The 17,238-nt window shown below is 64.9% G+C and carries 21 protein-coding genes and 1 pseudogene; 21 read left to right on the top strand and 1 reads right to left on the bottom strand.

The window, feature by feature from the left end; all coding sequences use genetic code 11:
- The first annotated feature begins 56 nt into the window (after positions 1-56).
- From QU596_RS04765 to QU596_RS04665, 21 genes and pseudogenes are all read left to right on the top strand, one after another.
- Positions 57-1,100 carry a phage portal protein gene (locus tag QU596_RS04765; protein WP_308517486.1) on the top strand — a complete coding sequence of 348 codons (1,044 nt, stop codon included), beginning with the start codon at positions 57-59 and terminating at the stop codon, positions 1,098-1,100.
- Positions 1,093-1,419 (top strand): DUF6127 family protein, encoded by a 327-nt coding sequence (locus tag QU596_RS04760; RefSeq protein WP_308517485.1) that lies wholly within the window; start codon positions 1,093-1,095, stop codon positions 1,417-1,419. The genes QU596_RS04765 and QU596_RS04760 overlap by 8 nt, the downstream gene beginning before the upstream one ends.
- Complete coding sequence (locus tag QU596_RS04755; RefSeq protein ID WP_308517484.1) at positions 1,416-1,799, top strand: HK97 family phage prohead protease; 384 nt, start codon at positions 1,416-1,418, stop codon at positions 1,797-1,799. Before QU596_RS04760 ends, QU596_RS04755 begins: the two co-directional genes overlap by 4 nt.
- Before the next feature lie 96 nt (positions 1,800-1,895).
- Positions 1,896-3,015: pseudogene (locus QU596_RS04750) on the top strand (phage major capsid protein).
- A gap of 72 nt (positions 3,016-3,087) precedes the next feature.
- A complete protein-coding gene (locus QU596_RS04745; RefSeq protein ID WP_308517483.1) occupies positions 3,088-5,310 on the top strand; it encodes a glycosyl hydrolase family 28-related protein in 2,223 nt (740 codons plus the stop codon).
- Entirely contained in the window at positions 5,307-5,447 is a 141-nt protein-coding gene (locus QU596_RS04740) for a hypothetical protein (RefSeq protein ID WP_308517482.1), read from the top strand. Before QU596_RS04745 ends, QU596_RS04740 begins: the two co-directional genes overlap by 4 nt.
- Before the next feature lie 22 nt (positions 5,448-5,469).
- Complete coding sequence (locus QU596_RS04735; protein WP_308517481.1) at positions 5,470-5,754, top strand: phage fiber-tail adaptor protein; 285 nt, start codon at positions 5,470-5,472, stop codon at positions 5,752-5,754.
- On the top strand, positions 5,754-6,272 hold the full coding sequence (locus QU596_RS04730; protein WP_308517480.1) for a head-tail connector protein: 519 nt from the start codon (positions 5,754-5,756) through the stop codon (positions 6,270-6,272). Before QU596_RS04735 ends, QU596_RS04730 begins: the two co-directional genes overlap by 1 nt.
- The gene (locus QU596_RS04725; protein ID WP_308517479.1) at positions 6,269-6,595 is read left to right on the top strand and encodes a phage head closure protein; all 327 of its coding nucleotides are present in this window, start codon (positions 6,269-6,271) and stop codon (positions 6,593-6,595) included. The genes QU596_RS04730 and QU596_RS04725 overlap by 4 nt, the downstream gene beginning before the upstream one ends.
- The gene (locus tag QU596_RS04720; RefSeq protein WP_308517478.1) at positions 6,592-6,801 is read left to right on the top strand and encodes a hypothetical protein; all 210 of its coding nucleotides are present in this window, start codon (positions 6,592-6,594) and stop codon (positions 6,799-6,801) included. The genes QU596_RS04725 and QU596_RS04720 overlap by 4 nt, the downstream gene beginning before the upstream one ends.
- Positions 6,753-7,175 (top strand): tail completion protein gp17, encoded by a 423-nt coding sequence (gp17, locus tag QU596_RS04715; protein WP_308517477.1) that lies wholly within the window; start codon positions 6,753-6,755, stop codon positions 7,173-7,175. Before QU596_RS04720 ends, gp17 begins: the two co-directional genes overlap by 49 nt.
- 25 nt (positions 7,176-7,200) lie before the next feature.
- Positions 7,201-7,608, top strand: a complete 408-nt coding sequence (locus QU596_RS04710; protein ID WP_308517475.1) for a phage major tail protein, TP901-1 family — start codon at positions 7,201-7,203, stop codon at positions 7,606-7,608.
- On the top strand, positions 7,605-7,919 hold the full coding sequence (locus tag QU596_RS04705) for a gene transfer agent family protein (RefSeq protein ID WP_420030942.1): 315 nt from the start codon (positions 7,605-7,607) through the stop codon (positions 7,917-7,919). Before QU596_RS04710 ends, QU596_RS04705 begins: the two co-directional genes overlap by 4 nt.
- Positions 7,919-8,125 (top strand): phage tail assembly chaperone, encoded by a 207-nt coding sequence (locus tag QU596_RS04700; protein ID WP_308517472.1) that lies wholly within the window; start codon positions 7,919-7,921, stop codon positions 8,123-8,125. The genes QU596_RS04705 and QU596_RS04700 overlap by 1 nt, the downstream gene beginning before the upstream one ends.
- Positions 8,118-8,687 carry a tail tape measure protein gene (locus tag QU596_RS04695; protein WP_308517471.1) on the top strand — a complete coding sequence of 190 codons (570 nt, stop codon included), beginning with the start codon at positions 8,118-8,120 and terminating at the stop codon, positions 8,685-8,687. Before QU596_RS04700 ends, QU596_RS04695 begins: the two co-directional genes overlap by 8 nt.
- On the top strand, positions 8,684-10,984 hold the full coding sequence (locus QU596_RS04690; RefSeq protein WP_308517470.1) for a DUF2460 domain-containing protein: 2,301 nt from the start codon (positions 8,684-8,686) through the stop codon (positions 10,982-10,984). Before QU596_RS04695 ends, QU596_RS04690 begins: the two co-directional genes overlap by 4 nt.
- 2 nt (positions 10,985-10,986) lie before the next feature.
- Positions 10,987-11,793, top strand: a complete 807-nt coding sequence (locus QU596_RS04685) for a DUF2163 domain-containing protein (RefSeq protein ID WP_308517469.1) — start codon at positions 10,987-10,989, stop codon at positions 11,791-11,793.
- 2 nt (positions 11,794-11,795) lie between these two features.
- Complete coding sequence (locus QU596_RS04680) at positions 11,796-12,185, top strand: NlpC/P60 family protein (protein ID WP_308517468.1); 390 nt, start codon at positions 11,796-11,798, stop codon at positions 12,183-12,185.
- A gap of 3 nt (positions 12,186-12,188) precedes the next feature.
- Complete coding sequence (locus QU596_RS04675) at positions 12,189-14,312, top strand: phage tail protein (protein WP_308517467.1); 2,124 nt, start codon at positions 12,189-12,191, stop codon at positions 14,310-14,312.
- Positions 14,313-14,325: 13 nt separating this feature from the next.
- The gene (locus tag QU596_RS04670) at positions 14,326-14,823 is read left to right on the top strand and encodes a DUF2793 domain-containing protein (protein WP_308517466.1); all 498 of its coding nucleotides are present in this window, start codon (positions 14,326-14,328) and stop codon (positions 14,821-14,823) included.
- A 143-nt stretch (positions 14,824-14,966) separates the two neighbouring features.
- Positions 14,967-15,803 carry an outer membrane protein gene (locus QU596_RS04665; protein WP_308517465.1) on the top strand — a complete coding sequence of 279 codons (837 nt, stop codon included), beginning with the start codon at positions 14,967-14,969 and terminating at the stop codon, positions 15,801-15,803.
- Between the two features lie 69 nt (positions 15,804-15,872).
- Here the strand turns inward: QU596_RS04665 and QU596_RS04660 are convergent, their stop codons facing one another.
- Positions 15,873-17,180, bottom strand: coding sequence for a L,D-transpeptidase family protein (locus QU596_RS04660; protein ID WP_308517464.1), 1,308 nt, complete (start codon positions 17,178-17,180; stop codon positions 15,873-15,875).
- Between the last annotated feature and the right edge of the window lie 58 nt (positions 17,181-17,238).

Here is a 17,238-nt window from a genome sequence, read left to right as displayed (position 1 = left end):
CGGCGCCAGACGCGAGGCCGTTTGTGCCCGCGTGGTTGGCCAGTGAGCCGACGGAGGTGGGGTTCGCTCGTTCTTACGCGGAGCAGTTCGAGCAGGTGTACCGGCGCAATCCGGTCGGCCAGCGCGCGGTGCGGCTGGTCGCGGGGATGCTCGGCGGGCTGGCCATCGACGGCGATGCGCGGGCGGTGGCCTTGGTCAAGGAGGGCGGGCTGCTGGAGACAGTGGCCGCGAACCTGCTGCTGCACGGCAATGCCTATGTGCAGCTGATCGCCGACGGGAGGGACGCGCCGGCGGAGCTGGCGTCGTTGCGGCCCGAGCGGGTGCAGGTGATCAGCGACGAGCGCGGGTGGCCGGTCGCGTACCTTTATCGGGCTGGCGGCAAGGCGGTGCGGATCGAGCGGCGCGACGGGCTGGAGCGGGCGCAGGTCGCGCACGTGAAAGCGCTGCATCCGCGCGACGACCATTACGGGATGGGCTGCGTCGAGGCGGCGATCGCGGCGGCGACGGTGCACAATAAGGCGGCGCGATGGAATAAGGCGCTGCTCGACAATGCAGCGCGGCCGAGCGGGGCGCTGAGTTATGAGCCGGCGGACGGTGCGGCCTTGTCGGCGGAGCAGTTCGCGCGGCTGAAGGACGAACTGACGAGCGAGTTTTCCGGGAGCGCGAACGCCGGGCGCCCAATGTTGCTGGAAGGGGGGCTGAAGTGGCAGGCGATGAGCCTGACGCCGGCGGACATGGATTTCGTCGCGCTGAAGGAGGGGGCGGCGCGGGATATCGCGCTGGCGTTCGGGGTGCCGCCGGTGCTGGTCGGGCTGCCGGGCGACGCGACTTACGCCAATGCGCGGGAAGCGGGGCGGGCGCTGTACCGGCAGACGATCCTGCCGATGGCGGAGCGGGTACTCCAAGAATTGGGGCGGATGCTGAGCGACTGGCTGGGGCCGGTGCGGCTGGCGGTGGATACGGATCAGCTGAGCGAGCTTGCGGAGGACCGGGCGCGGTTGTGGGATGCGGTGGGGAAGGCGGACTTCCTCAGCGATGCGGAGAAGCGCGACATGCTGGGGTTTTCCCCTTCGACAAGCTCAGGACAGGCAAATGACTGAGCGGGTCTTGAGCGCGGAAGGGTTGCTGGCGAGCTTGATGGCGCAGGCCGAGGGGCGCGGGGTGGATCTGGTGACGCTGCGCGCGCTGGTCGAGGAGTCGAGTCAGGCGGGGGCGCGGCGGGCATTGGCGTCGTTAGGTTTGGATGATGCGAGCGCGCGGCGCGACATGGATGAGCTGCGCGAGCTGCTGAGCGCTTGGCGGGACGCGAAGCGGAGTGCGTGGCGGGCGGTGGTGACGTGGGTCGTGCGGGTCGCGGGGGCGGCGGTGCTGATCGGAATCGCGGTGAAGCTGCGGCTGACCGACCTGGTGGCGCAGTGAGGTTTGCGGGCTACGCGGCAGTGTTCGACCGGCCGGACAAGGGCGGTGACATCATTCGCAAAGGCGCGTTTGCGCGGGCGCTGCAACGTGCGGGCGAGGTGCCGTTGCTGTGGCAGCACAAGGCTGGCGCGGTGGTCGGGCGGATCGAGCATTTGAGCGAGGACCGGCGGGGGCTGCGGGTGATTGCGCGGGTCGCGGACTCGCGGGCGTCGCGGTTGGTCGAAAGCGGGCGGCTGGACGGGTTGAGCTTCGGCTATCGCGTGCGTGAGGCGAAGAGCGCCGGGCCGCATCGCGAGTTGGTCGAGCTGGATCTGGTCGAGGTGAGCCTGGTCGCGAACCCGATGCAGCCGCGGGCGCGGGTGCATGCAGTCGTAAAGTAGGAGCAGGGTCTCCGCTTCGCGGGGATGACGAAGGTGGTGAAGGTCGCGGTTTTCGCGGCCCTTTTTGTTTGCGGATTTCACACGGGAGAAGAGTGAATGCTGGAATTTAAGGCCGACGCGCTCGAGCAGTCGTTCGAGCAGTTCGAGGATGATGGCGTCGCCGCGCTGAAAGTGGAGCTGGAGACGCTGAAGGCGAAGATCGCGAGCGGCGCGATCCAGGCGCAGCGGCCGATGCTGGACGGCGTGAAGTCGGCGGAAGCGGTGAACTTCGTCGACCAATATGTGCGGCGCGGGATCGAGTCCGGAATGGAGACGAAAGCGATCGGCGGCTCGAGCGATGCCATCGGCGGCTATGCGGTGCCGGAAGAGATCGACCGCGTCATCGACGAGACGCTGGTGGCGATTTCGCCGATCCGCAGCATCGCCAATGTCGTGAAAGTCGGCAGCGCGGGTTACCGCAAGCTGATCACCACGGGCGGCACGCCGTCGGGCTGGGTGGGATTCGAGGCGGCGCGGCCGGAGACGGGGACACCGACTTTCAGCGAGATCGTGCCGGCGGGCGGCGAACTGTACGCCAATCCGGCGGCGTCGCAGCAGATGCTCGACGACGTCGCGTTCGATGTCGAGAAATGGCTCGCAAATGAGATCGCCACCGAGTTCGCGCGCGCCCGAGGGCAAGGCGTTCGTCAGCGGGACGGGCGTCAACCAGCCGCTCGGCTTCCTGACGTCGCCGAACGCGACGACTTCAGACGGGGCGCGGGCGATGGGCACGCTGCAGGTTCTCGGGACCGGGGCGGCGGGCGCGTTCCCGGCGAGCAATCCGGCGGACAAGCTGATCGACCTCGTCCAGACGTTGCGCTCGCCGTACCGTCAGGGCGCGGTGTTCGTGATGAACTCGGCGACGGCGGCCGCGGTGCGCAAATTCAAGACTGCGGACGGCGCCTTCATGTTCCAGCCGAGCCTGGCGGCGGGCCAGCCGGCGACGCTGCTGGGCTATCCGCTGATCGAGGCGGAGGACATGCCGGACATTGCGGCGGGCAGCCTGTCGATCGCGTTCGGCAACTTCAAGGCGGGCTATGTGATCGCCGAGCGCAATGCGACGACGATCCTGCGCGATCCCTACACCCACAAACCGTACGTCCACTTTTACGCAACGAAGCGAATCGGCGGCCAGGTCGTGAACTCGGAAAGCATCAAATTGCTGAAGTTCGCCTGAGCCTGTCGCGGGGGCTGGGTTGCCCCTGATCCCAGCCCCCCAATTCTTTCCCGATCTTTGCAAGGAGCCGCGATGGCGGAGCTCTTCCAGCCCAAGTTCGTCGATCTTGTGCGCAACAACACGACCACGACCGGCACCGCCGATTTCGTGGTGGGCGCGGCGACGATGGGCTTCACCAGCTTCACCGCCGCCTGCGCGGTGGGCGACCAATTCTATTATTCGGCCATTGGCATCGACAAGCCGACCGAGCGCGAAGTCGGCCGCGGGACGATGCTGTCCGGGGGCGTCATCCGGCGCGACCCGATCGGCGGTCCGCGAACGGATTTCAGCAACGGCGCCAAGTCGATCGCGCTGATTGCGGCGGCCGAATGGTTTGCCAAGGTCCAGGCCGACGCTGCCGCACCGAGCCGCGCGGCACTGGCTGCATCGCCATCCGCGAAGATGGCTGCGATCCTGACCGAGCCCGGGCATGAAGGGCTTTTCACGTGGACAGGCGGAAATCAGTCAGCCCTCGTCGCAGCCGATAGCGCGCAGGGCGTCGTGGTCGCGCCCTTCAGCGATCCAAGCGGCGCGTCAGGCGTCTGGGTGCGCAAATATTCGGGACCGTTGAATGTCCGCTGGTTCGGCGCAACGGGCGACGGCGCGACGGACGACGGCGCAGCCTTTCTCAGTGCGATCCGCTGGCTGGCCGCGATGACGGTCAACAGCACCGCCTATAATCGCGCCTCCGCCAGGCTTTTCGTGCCTACCGGTCATTATTTTCTCGGCACGACGACGCTCGACATCACGCAGACGCTCATCGTTGAGGGCGAAAGCAGCGGGATGATGGGCACGGCGCAGGGTACGAAGTTGCGGTGGGCGGCCGGTGCGACAGGCATCCGCGTGCAGCGCTATAACACGTCGCTTGCCGGTACCGTGGATGCGACGACCCACTTCGGCGGCGATGGCGCCGTCCTCCGCGGGCTTGCGCTGTCCGGCGGCTATTCGGGCGTCGAGGGCGAATTCCATGGCATTCACGCGAAGGCGCGAGTTCGCATCGAGCATTGCGCGGTCGAGAACTTCCAAGGCGACGGCCTGTTCGTCGAAGCCAGCGCAGGGGCTGGAGCGCCGACGGAAGGCAATGCCAACCTTTGCCACATCATTGGCGGGTCGTTTCGCGGCAATCGCAACGGACTTTTTCTGTCCGGCGCGGATGCGAACATCAGTTCGGTCATCGGCGTCGACGCGAGCGTCAATCGGCGTTGGGGCATCTTCGACCGATCGTTCCTGGGCAACAGCTATTTCGGTTGTCACGCCGAAGCGAACGGCATCGTGCCGGGGTCGTTGGCGACCATCGTTAGCTACAACGGGAACCGGTATTGCGTTCGCAAGGATCAGGGTGCGGGCGCATCGACGAATGCGCCGACCGGCAGCGCGGCGGACAACAGCTGGTGGTACTATCTTGGTGCCGGCGGGCCATCGGCGGGGCTGAACATTCCCGCCTGGACGTCGGGAGCGTCCTATCGCGACGGCGGCGCCTATCGGTCCGACGGCGGCGGCAACGCGAACAATTTGTGGTCGGGCTGCTACATCGAAGGCGGGCAAGGCTTCGCGCAGATCGACGGGCCGGCGCTGGTGTGCGGAGGCTCGATGCGCCCGAACGTTAGGGGCGTGCCGGTGCTGTTCGCCACCTCCAGCGCCATCGCGTCGACCGGCAATATCGCGGGAACGAATGGTAATTTCGCCGGTACCGATCATAGCTTCGGTAACGACAGCGCGATCGACCCCGTCATCAATTTGCGCACCGGCGCTACGGAGAGCGGCTTCTATTCGTGGCGCAATGGCGCGCTGGACGGTTATTTCCGCAACGTCCTCGGCACCTATTACATCAACGGCGTGAACGGGGTTCGCCTGCGTTGCGGCGGGCTGGAGATCGCGGAGATCAGCGCGGCAGGGATGAGCGTAACCGGCGGGCTGCTGGGTTACGGCAGTGGTGCCGGCGGAACGGTCACGCAGGTGACGAGTAAGTCGACCGGCGTATTGCTGAATAAGGCGTGCGGCCAGATCGTCACGAGCGGAGCGTCGCTGGCGGCCGGCGCGTCGGTGTCTTTCACGGTGAGCAACAGCCTGGTGGCGGGCAGCGACGTTGTGACGCTGGCGCTGGCGGGCGGCGCTGCAGCGGCGGGCAGCTACGCTTACCAGGTCGACAAAGTGAGCGCGGGTTCATTCGTGGTTGCGATCAAAAATGTGTCCGCCGGGTCCTTAGCCGAGGCGCTGACCTTCAACTTTGCCGTTGGCAAGGCGGTAGCGGCATGAGCCTGAGCGCTTACCCGATCAGTTCAGCGGCAATTTCCGCCCAGGCCGACGCGACCACCGGCGGCAAGAGCAACCCGCCGCCCAAGCGCATCATCATCGCGGCCAGCGACCCGGTCGTGCTGCCAGAAGCGCGCTGACCCATCACGGCGAAGGAACGTCATGACATTGCTTTTGAAGGATCCGGCGGCTGCCCTCGATTATGCGATCGACTGGGGTGCCGATTACCTTGGGGAAGGGGACGCGCTCAGCGACAGCAGCTGGTCGGTCGAGCCTGACGAACCTGGCGGGGTGATCATCGCCGGCAGCAACATCGGCGGCAGCCTGTCGAGCGTCCAGGCGAGCGGCGGGATTGCCGGCCGGGTTTACCGCTTGTCGAACCGCGTAGTCACGCTGGCAGGGCGAACGGACGAGCGGTCGATCGTCCTTCGCGTGGAGAAGCGCTGATGCTGGCAGAGCCGATCATCACGATGAGCGAGGCGCAGGCCTTCGTCCGGATCGAAACGGGAGAAGAAGAGGCCCTGCTTGCGGGGCTGATCAGGACGGCGAGCGCGTTGTGCGAGGCGTTCATCAACCAGGTTGCGGTGGCGCGCGATTTCGAACTCGATGTGCCGGCAAGCAGCGCCTGGGTGCGGCTCCCGGTCACGCCGGTACGCGCCATCACCAATGTGGCAATTGTCGATGCCGCGGGAGCGACGCCGATCCCGTCGGACCAGTATGCCGCGGACATCGACTTCAACGGCGATGGCTGGGTGAGGATGCTGTCGGGAGATGCCACGCGGCTAAGGGTTGCGGGCCGTGCCGGAATGGGGGAAAGTCAGAACGGGATTCCCGAGCCGATCCGGCAGGGAGTCCTGCGCTTGATCGCGCACATGTTCACGGCGCGCGATAACGCAGCCGGCGGGGAGCCGCCGGCGGCGGTGACCGCGTTGTGGCGGCCGTATCGCCGAATGAGGTTGGCGTGACGGAGTTCGCGGGGACGCTGCGCGAGCGGATCGTGATCGAGCGGCCGGTATCGTCGCGCAACGCGATGGGGCTGCAGGAGCCGGGCTGGGAGACGGTCTGCCGGTGCCTAGCCTCGGTCGTGCTCGAAACCGTCGGTCCGGAAAGCGAAGCGCAGGCGCTGAGCGCCATGCCGCGATATCGCGTGACCATTCGTCAGCGCGACGGCGTGGAGCTCGACCAGCGCGTGCGCTGGAACGGGCGCAGCCTCGCGGTGCGGCAGATTCTCGACGATCCGCGCGCCAGAGACCGGATCGTCATGCGATGCGAAGAGGTGCGGGGATGATGGCAGATCTTGTATCGCGCGGCGCTCGGCTCGCGGCGCAGCGGCAACGGCAGCGGATCGATCGTGTGGCGGCCGAATTGCGAAAAGTGTTTAGCGACGCAGCCGTCGTGATCGATGAAGCTCACGTGCTGGTGCGCGGCAAGGGGCTGATCAAACGATGGCTGGTCGATCCGAACCTGCGCTTCCTGCAGCGGTTCGCACGATGAGCGCGGGCGGCAATCTGCAGTCGGCGATCGCGGAGGCGCTGGCGGGAGTCGATGGGCTGACAGGGGTGTTCGACGGTCCGCCGGCTCGCGCGGCATTTCCGTATGCGGCGCTCGACGCGACGACGGAGACCGACTGGAGCCACAAGAGCGCTGAGGGGCGCGAGGTGCTGGTCGCGATCACCTTGTGGGACGACCAACCGGTGCGGCTGCATGCGTTGGCCGATGCGGTTGAGACACGGCTGCAGGCGCTTGGCGAAGTGCAAGAGTGGCAGCTGGTTTCGATGCGGCTGATGCGGCGGCGGGTGGTGCGCGATGTGGCGGGACCCTGGGCCGCGGCGGTCGATTTTCGCGCGCGGATGCTCGCGCTTTCCTGACTTTAGAAATCTGAAGGAGAAGCAAATGGCGGCGGAACGCGGCAGCGCATTCCTGCTCAAGATCGGCGATGGCGCGGCGAGCCCGAGCTTCGCGACGGTCGCGGGCCTCAAGACCACGCAATTGTCAATCAACGGCGATGCGGTAGCGATCACCAACAAAGGCAGCGGCGGGTGGCGCGAGCTACTGTCTGGTGCGGGCGTGCGGTCGGTGTCGGTGGCGGCGAGCGGCATCTTCACCGGCAGCGCGGCGGAGGCGCAAGTGAAGAGCCTTGCGCTCAGCGGCGTGCTGCAGAGCTATGAGCTGAGCTTTGAAAGCGGCGACCGGATGCGGGGAAGCTTCCTTGTCACGCGGCTGGAATATGCCGGTGATTTCAACGGCGAGCGCAATTACACGCTCGCGCTGGAAAGCTCCGGCGAGGTCGCTGCGCTGTGAGTGTGCACGCCAATATTCACCGAGGGGAGGCGAGCCTCGACGTAGGCGGCGAGCGATTGCTGCTGCGGCCGAGCTTCAGCGCGCTGGTGGCCGCCGAGGAGGAGCTTGGGTCGCTGTTCGCGCTGGTTGAACGAGCGGCCGAGGGTGGGCTGAAGCTGCAGGAGATTGCGGCGCTGTTCGATCATTTGTCGCGGGGACGCGCCGCGGGGATCACGCGAGAGCGGATTGGCGATGCGGTTGTCGAGCGCGGCCTGGCAGGCGTGACTCCGACCCTGAAGCTGGTGCTGACACAGGTTTTGCAAGGGCGCTGATGCTTGAGTTTGGCCAAGGCGCGGCGCGGCTGAGCGGCGCCGCGGCGTTGCTGCTTGGCTGGCGGCCCGAAGAATTTTGGAATGCGACTCCGGCGGAGTTGGCGCTTGCACTGAGCGGGCCGGGCCCAGCGGCCGATGGGCCGGAGCGAGATGTGATTGACGCGCTGCGGAAGCGCTTTCCTGATGATGAGATAAGCCATGGATGAGGAAATCGAGCGGCTGGTGGTCAGCGTCCGAGCCGACACCGCAGGCTTCGCGCGCGACGTGCAGTCGATGCGTGGACAACTGGAAGGACCGCTGGTCGCCGGTGCCGGCCGAGCCGGGCGGATGATCGACAATGCGCTGGCGCGCGCCGTAACCACAGGCAAATTCGGGTTCGACGATCTGAAGAAAGTCGCGCTATCGGCAATGAACGAGATTGCGCAGGCGTCGCTGCGCGGCTTGTTCGGTTCGATTGGTGGAGGCGGCGTCGGATCGAGCCTGATCAATGGATTGAGCGGCCTCGTATCGTCGCTGCTCGGCTCACCGGGACGAGCAACGGGTGGGCCGGTTAGCGCGGGCCGCAGCTACGTCGTTGGCGAACGCGGACCCGAGGTCTTCGTCCCCTCGACCGGCGGCCGCATCGAGCACGTCAGTGGAGCCGGCGGGCGCGATGTGCGCGTGGGCATCACGATTCAGTCACCGACACCAGGGGACCCGCAGATTTTGCGGCAGTCGAGCCGACAGGTTGCGCGCGCGATCCGCGCCGCGGTGGCGGACCAACGATGAATCTTTGGTTCACGCAACGCGACGCGAAGATTGTGCAGACGCATGTGAAGCGATTTGATCCGCTGCACTGGTCAGTGGATTTTCCGCGCGGCACGATCGCAAGCCTTGTGACCGCCGCGGATGCCCATGGCCTGACGGTCCACTGCGAGTTTCTCGGCAAAGGCGATCTGGTCGGTCTGATCTGGGACAGCGAGGACAGGCATTCCCATCCTGCTCATGCACGACAGACCAGTCGCGACTATTCGCGGTGCCGGCTCACCTTTGATTGGCAGTCGGAAGGTGTCGTTGCGCTGGACGAGGCGAACGGACCGACGTTGACGATCGAGGGCCGGGATAAGGACGGAAACCCGCGGTCCTGGTTCGTGCGACTGTGGAATTATGCCGAAGGCACGGCAAATTCGGCGACGATCGCGCTGGATTTCGATGCCCTCGACGGCGGTTACAGCTTGCCGGCGGATGCCGACCGTGTCGATCCAACCCGCATTGACCGCATCTTCATCAGCCTGGTGGCGCCGGGTTATCAGGAAGGGTCCGAAGAGCGATTTGCCGAGCCCGTATCAGCAGCAGTTAGCCTGAAGAACATCAGGTGCGACGGGTCGGGCAGCGTGCTTACGCTGAACGACGCCGTTGTTCCCGAGCACGGACTTCGGATCGCCTCGGCTTACGACGATCTTTACAATCTGGCACCCGAGCGGATCGTCGATGCGATCGAGCGGCTCGGTTATCGCAAGGTCATCAGCCATTATATTGGGATGAGCCACTTCTTCGGGCTTACCGGCGCTGGCAAATTGGATGCGGCGCGAACCTTCAACCAGCCCGCGCTACAGTGGCATCGCGACCTGGCGCGCGCCTGTCAGGCTCGGGGATACGAGCTGATCTGGTCGCTGTCCTACGAGATCCTCGACATGTTCTGCCCGGAGGCATGGAAGCAGCGTGCTTTCGACGGGGCTGCGGCGCTTACCGGTTGGGAACCGCCGTCGGTGTTGCTGTCGCCGGCAAATGTCGAAGCCATTGCCTTTTTGCAGGCCGTCGCGAGCACGTTGGTCGGCATTTCGCAAGAAGCTGGACTGCGTCCCCGAGTGCAGATCGGGGAACCATGGTGGTGGGTTCGCCCGGACGGTTCGATCTGCCTTTACGATCCCGCGGCGCGGGCGTCGCTGGGAGGCGCGCCGATTGAGATTGCCGACGTGCGCGAGCCGTTGAACGGCGCCCAACGTGATTTGCTCGACGCGGCGGGGGCCGTGCTGGCGGCATCGACCTCGGCGATCAGTGAGGCAGTGAAGACTGCCTCGCCCAACGCCGAGACGCTGCTCCTGGCGTATTTGCCCACTGTACTCGATCCTTCGATGCCCGAAGTGCGGCGCGCGAACCTGCCCCTCGGTTGGGCGAAGCCGGCGTTCGACGTGCTCCAGCTAGAGGATTACGAATGGGTCACCGCACTAAGCGCTGCCAAGCGTGCGGCCGCCTACGCGGTGGTCGACGCGCGGCTCGGCTATCCGATCGGTGAACGTCATTACTTCGCGGGGTTCGTGGCCAACCGAGCCGACCGCGCCCAGTGGCGTGAAATTGCTCAAGCCGCCGAGGCAGCCAAGCAGGCCGGAACGGGCGAAGTGTTTCTGTGGGCGCTTCCGCAAGTGATGCGCGATGGCCTGACCATTTTCGGAAAGGAGCAGGCGGTGGCGCCCTTCGAGGATGTAATCTTCCCAATTGAGATCGGCCAGGACGCAAGTGTCGCGCCGAGCTTTTCGACCAATGTCGTGACGAGCGCGAGCGGATTCGAGACACGCAATGCCAATTGGGCCCAGGCGCGTCTCCGCTTCGATGCCGGCCCCGGGGTAAGAAGCGAGGCCGAACTCGAGACGCTGCTCGCATTCTTTCGGGCACGGCACGGATCGGCCGTGGCGTTCCGCTTTCGAGATCCGTTCGATCATAGTTCGAATGGAATGACGGGCCTTCCCGGCGCGTTCGATCAGCAGATCGGTAGCGGAGATGGATTTACCCAGCGTTTCCCGCTCAGCAAGTCCTACGGTGGCGAGGAGATCCGACGGATTACACGTCCTGAACCTGGCTCCGTTCGCGTGGGGGTAAACGGCGTCGAGCAGGCGAGCGGGTGGACGCTCCAGGAGGGCGGCGCGATCGAATTTGCTACCCCGCCGGCCGCCAGGGCATCGGTCACGGCGGGGTTTTCGTTCGATGTTCCCGTCCGCTTTGCGCAGGATCAAATCGAGATAAATCGCGCGACTTTCATGGCGGGCGAGGCCCCGTCCGTACCATTGATCGAAGTGCGCGAGCGCTGATCATGAGCATTGCCGATGGGGAACTGACGAGCATCGCCTTTTGCTGGGCGTTGGAGCGGAGTGACGGCGCGGGTGTGGCGCTGACTAGTCACGATCGGGTGCTCGCGCGGGCAGATGTAATCTACGATCCTGCGCCGGGAATGGTGCCGGCGTCGATCAAGCGGACACTGGGACTGAGCCCGGACAGTAGCGAGATCAGCGGTGCTTTGAGCGCAGACGCTTTGGATGAAGCAGATTTTGCCCTTGGGCGGTGGGACGGCGCGAGGATTAGCGCGACCGCCCATGACTGGGAGCAAATGGACCTTGGCCCGTTAGCGTTGCTGAGCGGCGAGATCGGTAGCGTCTCGATCGAGGGCGACGGCTTTTCCGTGGAAGTCAGCGGAGCAGCGGCCCAACTCGACCGGCCGGTGTGTCCATCGACCTCAGCTGAATGCCGTGCGGATTTTGGAGACAAAAGTTGCCGCGTGGATTTGGCGGGCCGGACACTTCGCGCGGCGGTCGCGGGCGTTGACGGGACGAGCTTGAGCCTCGATCGCGTTGTCGAGGATCGGTTCTTCATGGGCCGGCTGCGATACCTAAGTGGGGACAATTGCGGTGCCATCACGACCATTCTTGGCGTGGACGAAGATCGCCTAATCGTTCGCGATTTGCCCCGCGGCGCTTTGGGCGAGGGTTGCGTCGTCGAACTTCGTGAGGGGTGCGACAAAAGGCTCGCGACGTGCGCAACGCGTTTTGACAACGCCGCCAACTTCCGCGGCGAGCCGCATCTGCCCGGCACCGACCTGCTGACCCGCTACCCGGGAGCCTGAACATGACCATCGATTATGCGGCGCGCGCGCAGGCACTCGTCGGCGCGCGCTTTCGCCCGCAGGGCCGCGGCGCGGAGGGGTTCGATTGTATCGGCGTTGTCGCCGCGGCGTTCTCGATACCGGCGGGGCAAGTCCGTGCGGACTATTCCCTGCGCGCGCAGGACCTGTCCAAGGTCAAGGCCGGCTTGCTGCATCAATTTCGCCGCGTGGGCGCGGACGCCATGCAGCCAGGCGACGTTCTTTTGCTTCAGCCGGGTAGCCGCCAGTTCCATCTCGCCGTCCGGACGGCGCGCGGGTTCGTCCATGCGCACGCGGCACTGCGGCGCGTCGTGGAAGTCCCCGGCCTGCCTGAGTGGCCGCTACTCGGCGTCTTTCGCAAGCGGAGGCGCTGAACCTTGGCGACATTAGTTTTCAGTACGATCGGAACCGCCCTTGGCGGGCCGGCGGGAAGCGCCATCGGTGCGCTCATCGGGCAGTCGATTGACCAGCAGCTGCTGGCGCCGCCGAGGCGAGGTCCGCGCGTTGGTGATCTCGCCGTGCAAACGTCGAGCTACGGCACGCAGGTGCCACGCATTTACGGCGCGATGCGCGTTGCCGGCAGTGTGATCTGGTCAACTGATCTCGTCGAAACGGCGGCGATCGGCGGCGCCAAGGGGCAGCCGGATGTGGCCTACACTTACTCGGTTTCACTAGCCGTCGCAGTGTCGTCACGACCTGTTTCGTCCATCGGCCGAATCTGGGCGGACGGGAAATTGCTTCGGGGAGCGGCAGGCGACTTCAAGGTCGACACCAAGTTTCGCTTTCACAATGGCGATGAAGATCAGGACGTCGATCCGCTGATCGCGGCCAGCGAAGGGATTACGACCACGCCGGCCTATCGCGGCATGGCCGTTTGCGTGTTCGAGGATCTGGCGCTTGCCGAGTTCGGGAATCGGCTGCCGTTCTTGACCTTCGAGGTGGTGGCAGATCCCGAACCGCCGGCGCTCGGAGATGTGCTGAACGACGCCTCTGCTGGGCGAATTTACAGCAACAGCCAGCGATCGCTGCCAGGCTTCGCCGCTTATGGGCGTTCGATACGTGATGCCGTGGAACCGATCGTCTCGACGTTCGACGTCGACCTGTGGGACGATGGCGAGGTGCTTCGTTCGCCGCCTCCGTTCGAAGCGCCGGTGCGCATCGAAGAGCTTGGAAAGGGGGCGGAAGATCGGGCAGTGGCCCAATTCAAGCGTGAGCAAGTGCCGGCACGGTCGCTGCCGAGCTCGCTTCGCCTGACCCATTACGATCCAGCGCGAGATTACCAGACTGGCGAGGCGCGTTCGAGCATCGGGGCGCCGGGTATGGACGAGCAGCGCGAAATTACCGCCGCGCTCTCCGTGAAGGAAGCGAAAGGACTGGCGAACACGATGCTGGCGCGGGCCTGGGCGGAGCGTGATCACCTGACGCTCCGACTGCCCACCGCCAGAATGACCCTAGGTCCGGGCGCGATTGTCACACTGCCGTTGGCGCCGCCGCGCTGGCGGGTGGAAAGTGTGACACTCGAGGCTTTGGTTACGGTCCTCGAATTGCGTCCCGCGTTCAGAAGTGTCGGCGCTTTGCCAGCCGACGGTGGCCAGATCGCGGTGAATTCAGACAATTTGACTGGGCCTTTGACGATTGCGCTGTTCGATGTTCCTGACCCCTTTGAGGCTTCCGACGAACCTTCGCTGTTACTCGCGGTATCGGGCACGGGAGACTGGAAGGCGCGCGTGATGGAACTGCGAGTCGGGGCAGCCGAAAGGGTCGTCAGCACCCCACGCAGGAAGAGCATTCTCGGCCGCTCGCTTGGAAGCCTGCCGACTGGTACGCCGCATCTGCTGGACCTGATAAATGGGGTCGATGTCCAGCTCATCGACGAGGAACAGGTCCTTCTCAATTGCGACGATGACGCGCTGGCAGCGGGTTCCAACGCCGCGATATTGGGACGCGAGTTGATCCAGTTCGGACAGGCCGAAGCTTTAGGCGGCGGCCGATACCGTCTCAGCCGCCTCCTGCGCGGCCGCGGCGGTACCGAATGGGCGGGCGCGACGCACGAAGCGGGCGAGCCTTTCTGCTTGCTGCAGAGCGGTGCCGTCGAGCGCGTCGGACTTTCACGGGCGAACTTGGGAGCGATGGTCGAAGCCCGCATTGGGGAGGCGAGCGCAAGCGCGAAACTTCTCGGTGAAGCGCTACGACCGCCGAGCCCGGTCGGATTAAGCGTCGAAAAATCGGCTGGCGAGGATGTGCTGATCCGCTGGACAAGGCGGAGCCGCACGGGTTTTGGCTGGGCGGATGGCGTCGACACGCCGCTGGGCGAGGCGAGCGAGCAATACCGGATCATCTTGTCGTCGCCGACGCAGCGGCTCGAGCTTTCATCAACCGAACCGCGGTTGGCGGTTGAGCGGATGACGATGGCGTTGCTGGGCACTGGTCCTTTCACTGCCGAGGTTCAGCAGGTCGGCGACTATGCGGTTTCGCGAGCCGTCCAAATCACTTTCAGCTAATCGGAGAACGACGATGGCAGCTACGCCGCGATTGAGCTTGCCCTTCCTGACCGCCGGCCAGGCGCAGAAGGAGACGACCGTCAACGAAAGTTTGCAGATACTGGACTTTGCCGTCGCGGGATCCGCGGTTGCGCCACCGCAAAGTGACCCACCCGAAAATCCTGAAGTGGGCGATTGTTATATCGTCGGTGCTGAGCCCAGTGGCGCATGGGCGGGGCGGGCGGGAGCTCTTGCCGGTTTCTCCGAGGGAGGGTGGCGCTTCATTGCTCCTGCGGACGGGATGTCCGTCTATGTTTCATCCTTGGCGCAATGGGCCAATTATGCGGGCGAAGCCTGGGAGATTGGCAGCGCGCGAGCCGCTAGACTTCTCATAAATGGCGTACAAGTCGTCGGCGCTCAGGCGGAAGCGATCGCAGCGCCGAGCGACGGCGCGACCGTCGACGTCGAGGCCCGCGCAGCAATCGGTCAGATACTCGCCGCGCTCCGCATTCACGGCCTCATCGCCGCCTAACCAAATGTCGTTTCGGTTCGGAGGCGGTTCGACTGCGGCATTTCGGCAACAGCAGCGGCCACGACCACGCTTGCACGCTCCCCGGCCCTCTCATAATGTATGGTTGCGCTTTAGTATTAAAACGCACGTGAAAGGGGACAATTATGCGCAAGCTGGCCATTGCGATGGCGCTCGCATCGACTGGTCTTGCGACGCCTGCCGTCGCTAAGGATCATTCGGTGTATGTGGGCCTCGAAGGCGGCGTGATGTGGGTTGAGGATTCTCAATTCAACGTCACAGATGCCGCGACCAATCCGCAGTATGTGATCGATCATAAGTCTGGTTACGACGTCGATGCGGTCGCCGGCTATGATTTCGGTGCTGTTCGGGTCGAAGCGGAATTGGGCTGGAAGCGGGCCGGTAATGCCAGCCTGAACTCGGTTACGACGGTGTATCCGGTCAACGGTCATGCCAATGTGCTGTCGTTGATGGGCAATGTTTTGCTCGACTTCGGCGACGAAGGCTTGAGCGGTTATCTTGGCGGCGGCGTCGGAATGGCGCGTGCCAAGTACAGCTTCAGCGCCGCCTCTCTGCCGCCGTACATCGGCGCGGTTGGCTTCTCCGATTCCGATAGCCGTTTGGCTTGGCAAGGTATCGCCGGCGTGCGTTATGCGGTGACGCCCAATGTCGACATCGGTTTGAAGTACCGGTTGTTCAACGTTTCGCGTCTGCGGTTCAACGGCGCGTTCCCGATCACGGGTGGCACGCGCACGGGCGACATCAGCGCGCGGTTCCGTTCGCACAGCCTGCTGGCGAGCGCGATCTACAACTTTTACGCGCCGCCACCGCCGCCTCCACCTCCGCCGCCACCGCCGCCACCTCCGCCGCCTCCGGCGACGCAGACGTGCCCGGATGGCTCGGTGATCCCGGCTGACGCAGCGTGCCCGGCTCCGCCGCCGCCGCCGCCGCCGCCGCCACCGGCGCCGGAACGCGGCTTCTAAGCGAAGTTCATACGGAACGATTGACCGGCTCGGGCTAGCGCCCGGGCCGGTTTTTCTTTGCGTGGAAGCTTATCGAGCGATGTTGCCCGGAGCGGCAGAGGCCCAGCGGGGAGCCGCCTTATCCCAGCCGTAGAAATCGTCGGTGTAGACGAGCTTTCCATCCTTCACCTGAGCAGTGAAATAGGTCAGCACGACCGGGACGCCTTGCGGCAGCTGCGAGCGTAGTTCCGGCTCGTTGGACGGAGCGACCGGATCCTGGCCGATCAACCAGCGACCGAGGCGGCGGGCATCTTCAAGCCGCACGCAACCATTGCTCAGGTTACGCCTCGCCTTGGCGAAGAGATCCTTGCCCGGGCTGTCGTGGAGGTAAATTCCTTCGGGGTTGGGAAAAGGAAATTTCAGCTTCCCCATCGAATTGAGCGGGCCGGGATCCTGCCGCACGAACAGATGGCTCGTGCCTGCCGCGGCGCCTTTCCAGTCCACCGTCGAAGCATCGAGGACTGTCGGATTCTCGCTCCACTGATCGATCACGCGGTAGCCGTGGGACTTCAGGTAGCCCGCGCCTTGCTTGAGATACGTCGGGGCGATGGTCTTTCGAACCAGATGATCGGGAGCATGCCAGTAGGGATTGTAGGTGACGTAATACATCATGCTGGCGATTAGCGGCGTCGGGAGTTCGTTGGTGCCAACGATGACCTTCATTCGGTCCACCGGCTGCCCGTTTTCGAACATCGTCAGCATTTGCGAACCCGAATCCACCAGCACGAAGCGGCCGCGTGCGGGGATCGAGCGCGCTCGGTCGAGGTTAGCGAGCAAGCGCGGATCGGGAGCGAGGTTGCCACTGCTTTGCGCAGCCGCCCAGCCGGCATCGCGGAGTTGCTGATAGATCGGGTTCAGGTTCGACGTTGTCGTCAAGTACTGACTTAGCGACGGCGCCGCCGCCGCAGTCAGCAAGATCTCATCGGTCTGCACGCCCTGCGGGCGCAGGACAGGATAAGCATAGATCATGCCATCCGTCGGCCGCTTCAGCGCTTGCACGTAGCGGACCCACGCGGTGGACAACGTCTGCTCGGCGGTCGCCAACGCGGCCGGATTTGCAGAAGCAGCCGAGACCGCTGCTTGAACTTGCGCGGCAAGCTGAGGACCTTCGGCGAACCCGTCGAACGGCGCACGCTGAAGGATCGCAACAAGTTGCGCGGGCGCTGGGTCCTGGGCGCCGGCGCGAAACCAGATTGGCTTGAAATGATATCGGCCGTACGCCGCGCTGACGTCGGGCCTGACAGCGGGCGTAGTATTTACTTGGGCGGAAACGGGGCTGGAGGCCAAAGCAAGGCCGCCAAGACCGGCCAGCAAAAGCGCCTTCAATTTCCGTTGCACAGCAGCTCCCCTCAAAATTTGCCCAGAGTCTAGCGCACCTTATCCGATAACCAAGCTG

The sequence above is a fragment of the Sphingomonas flavescens genome, from assembly GCF_030866745.1.
In the GTDB taxonomy this organism is placed as follows: Bacteria; Pseudomonadota; Alphaproteobacteria; order Sphingomonadales; family Sphingomonadaceae; genus Sphingomicrobium; species Sphingomicrobium flavescens.
Note: the sequence above shows the minus strand (reverse complement) of the source record. Positions and strands in the feature narration are given on the sequence as shown.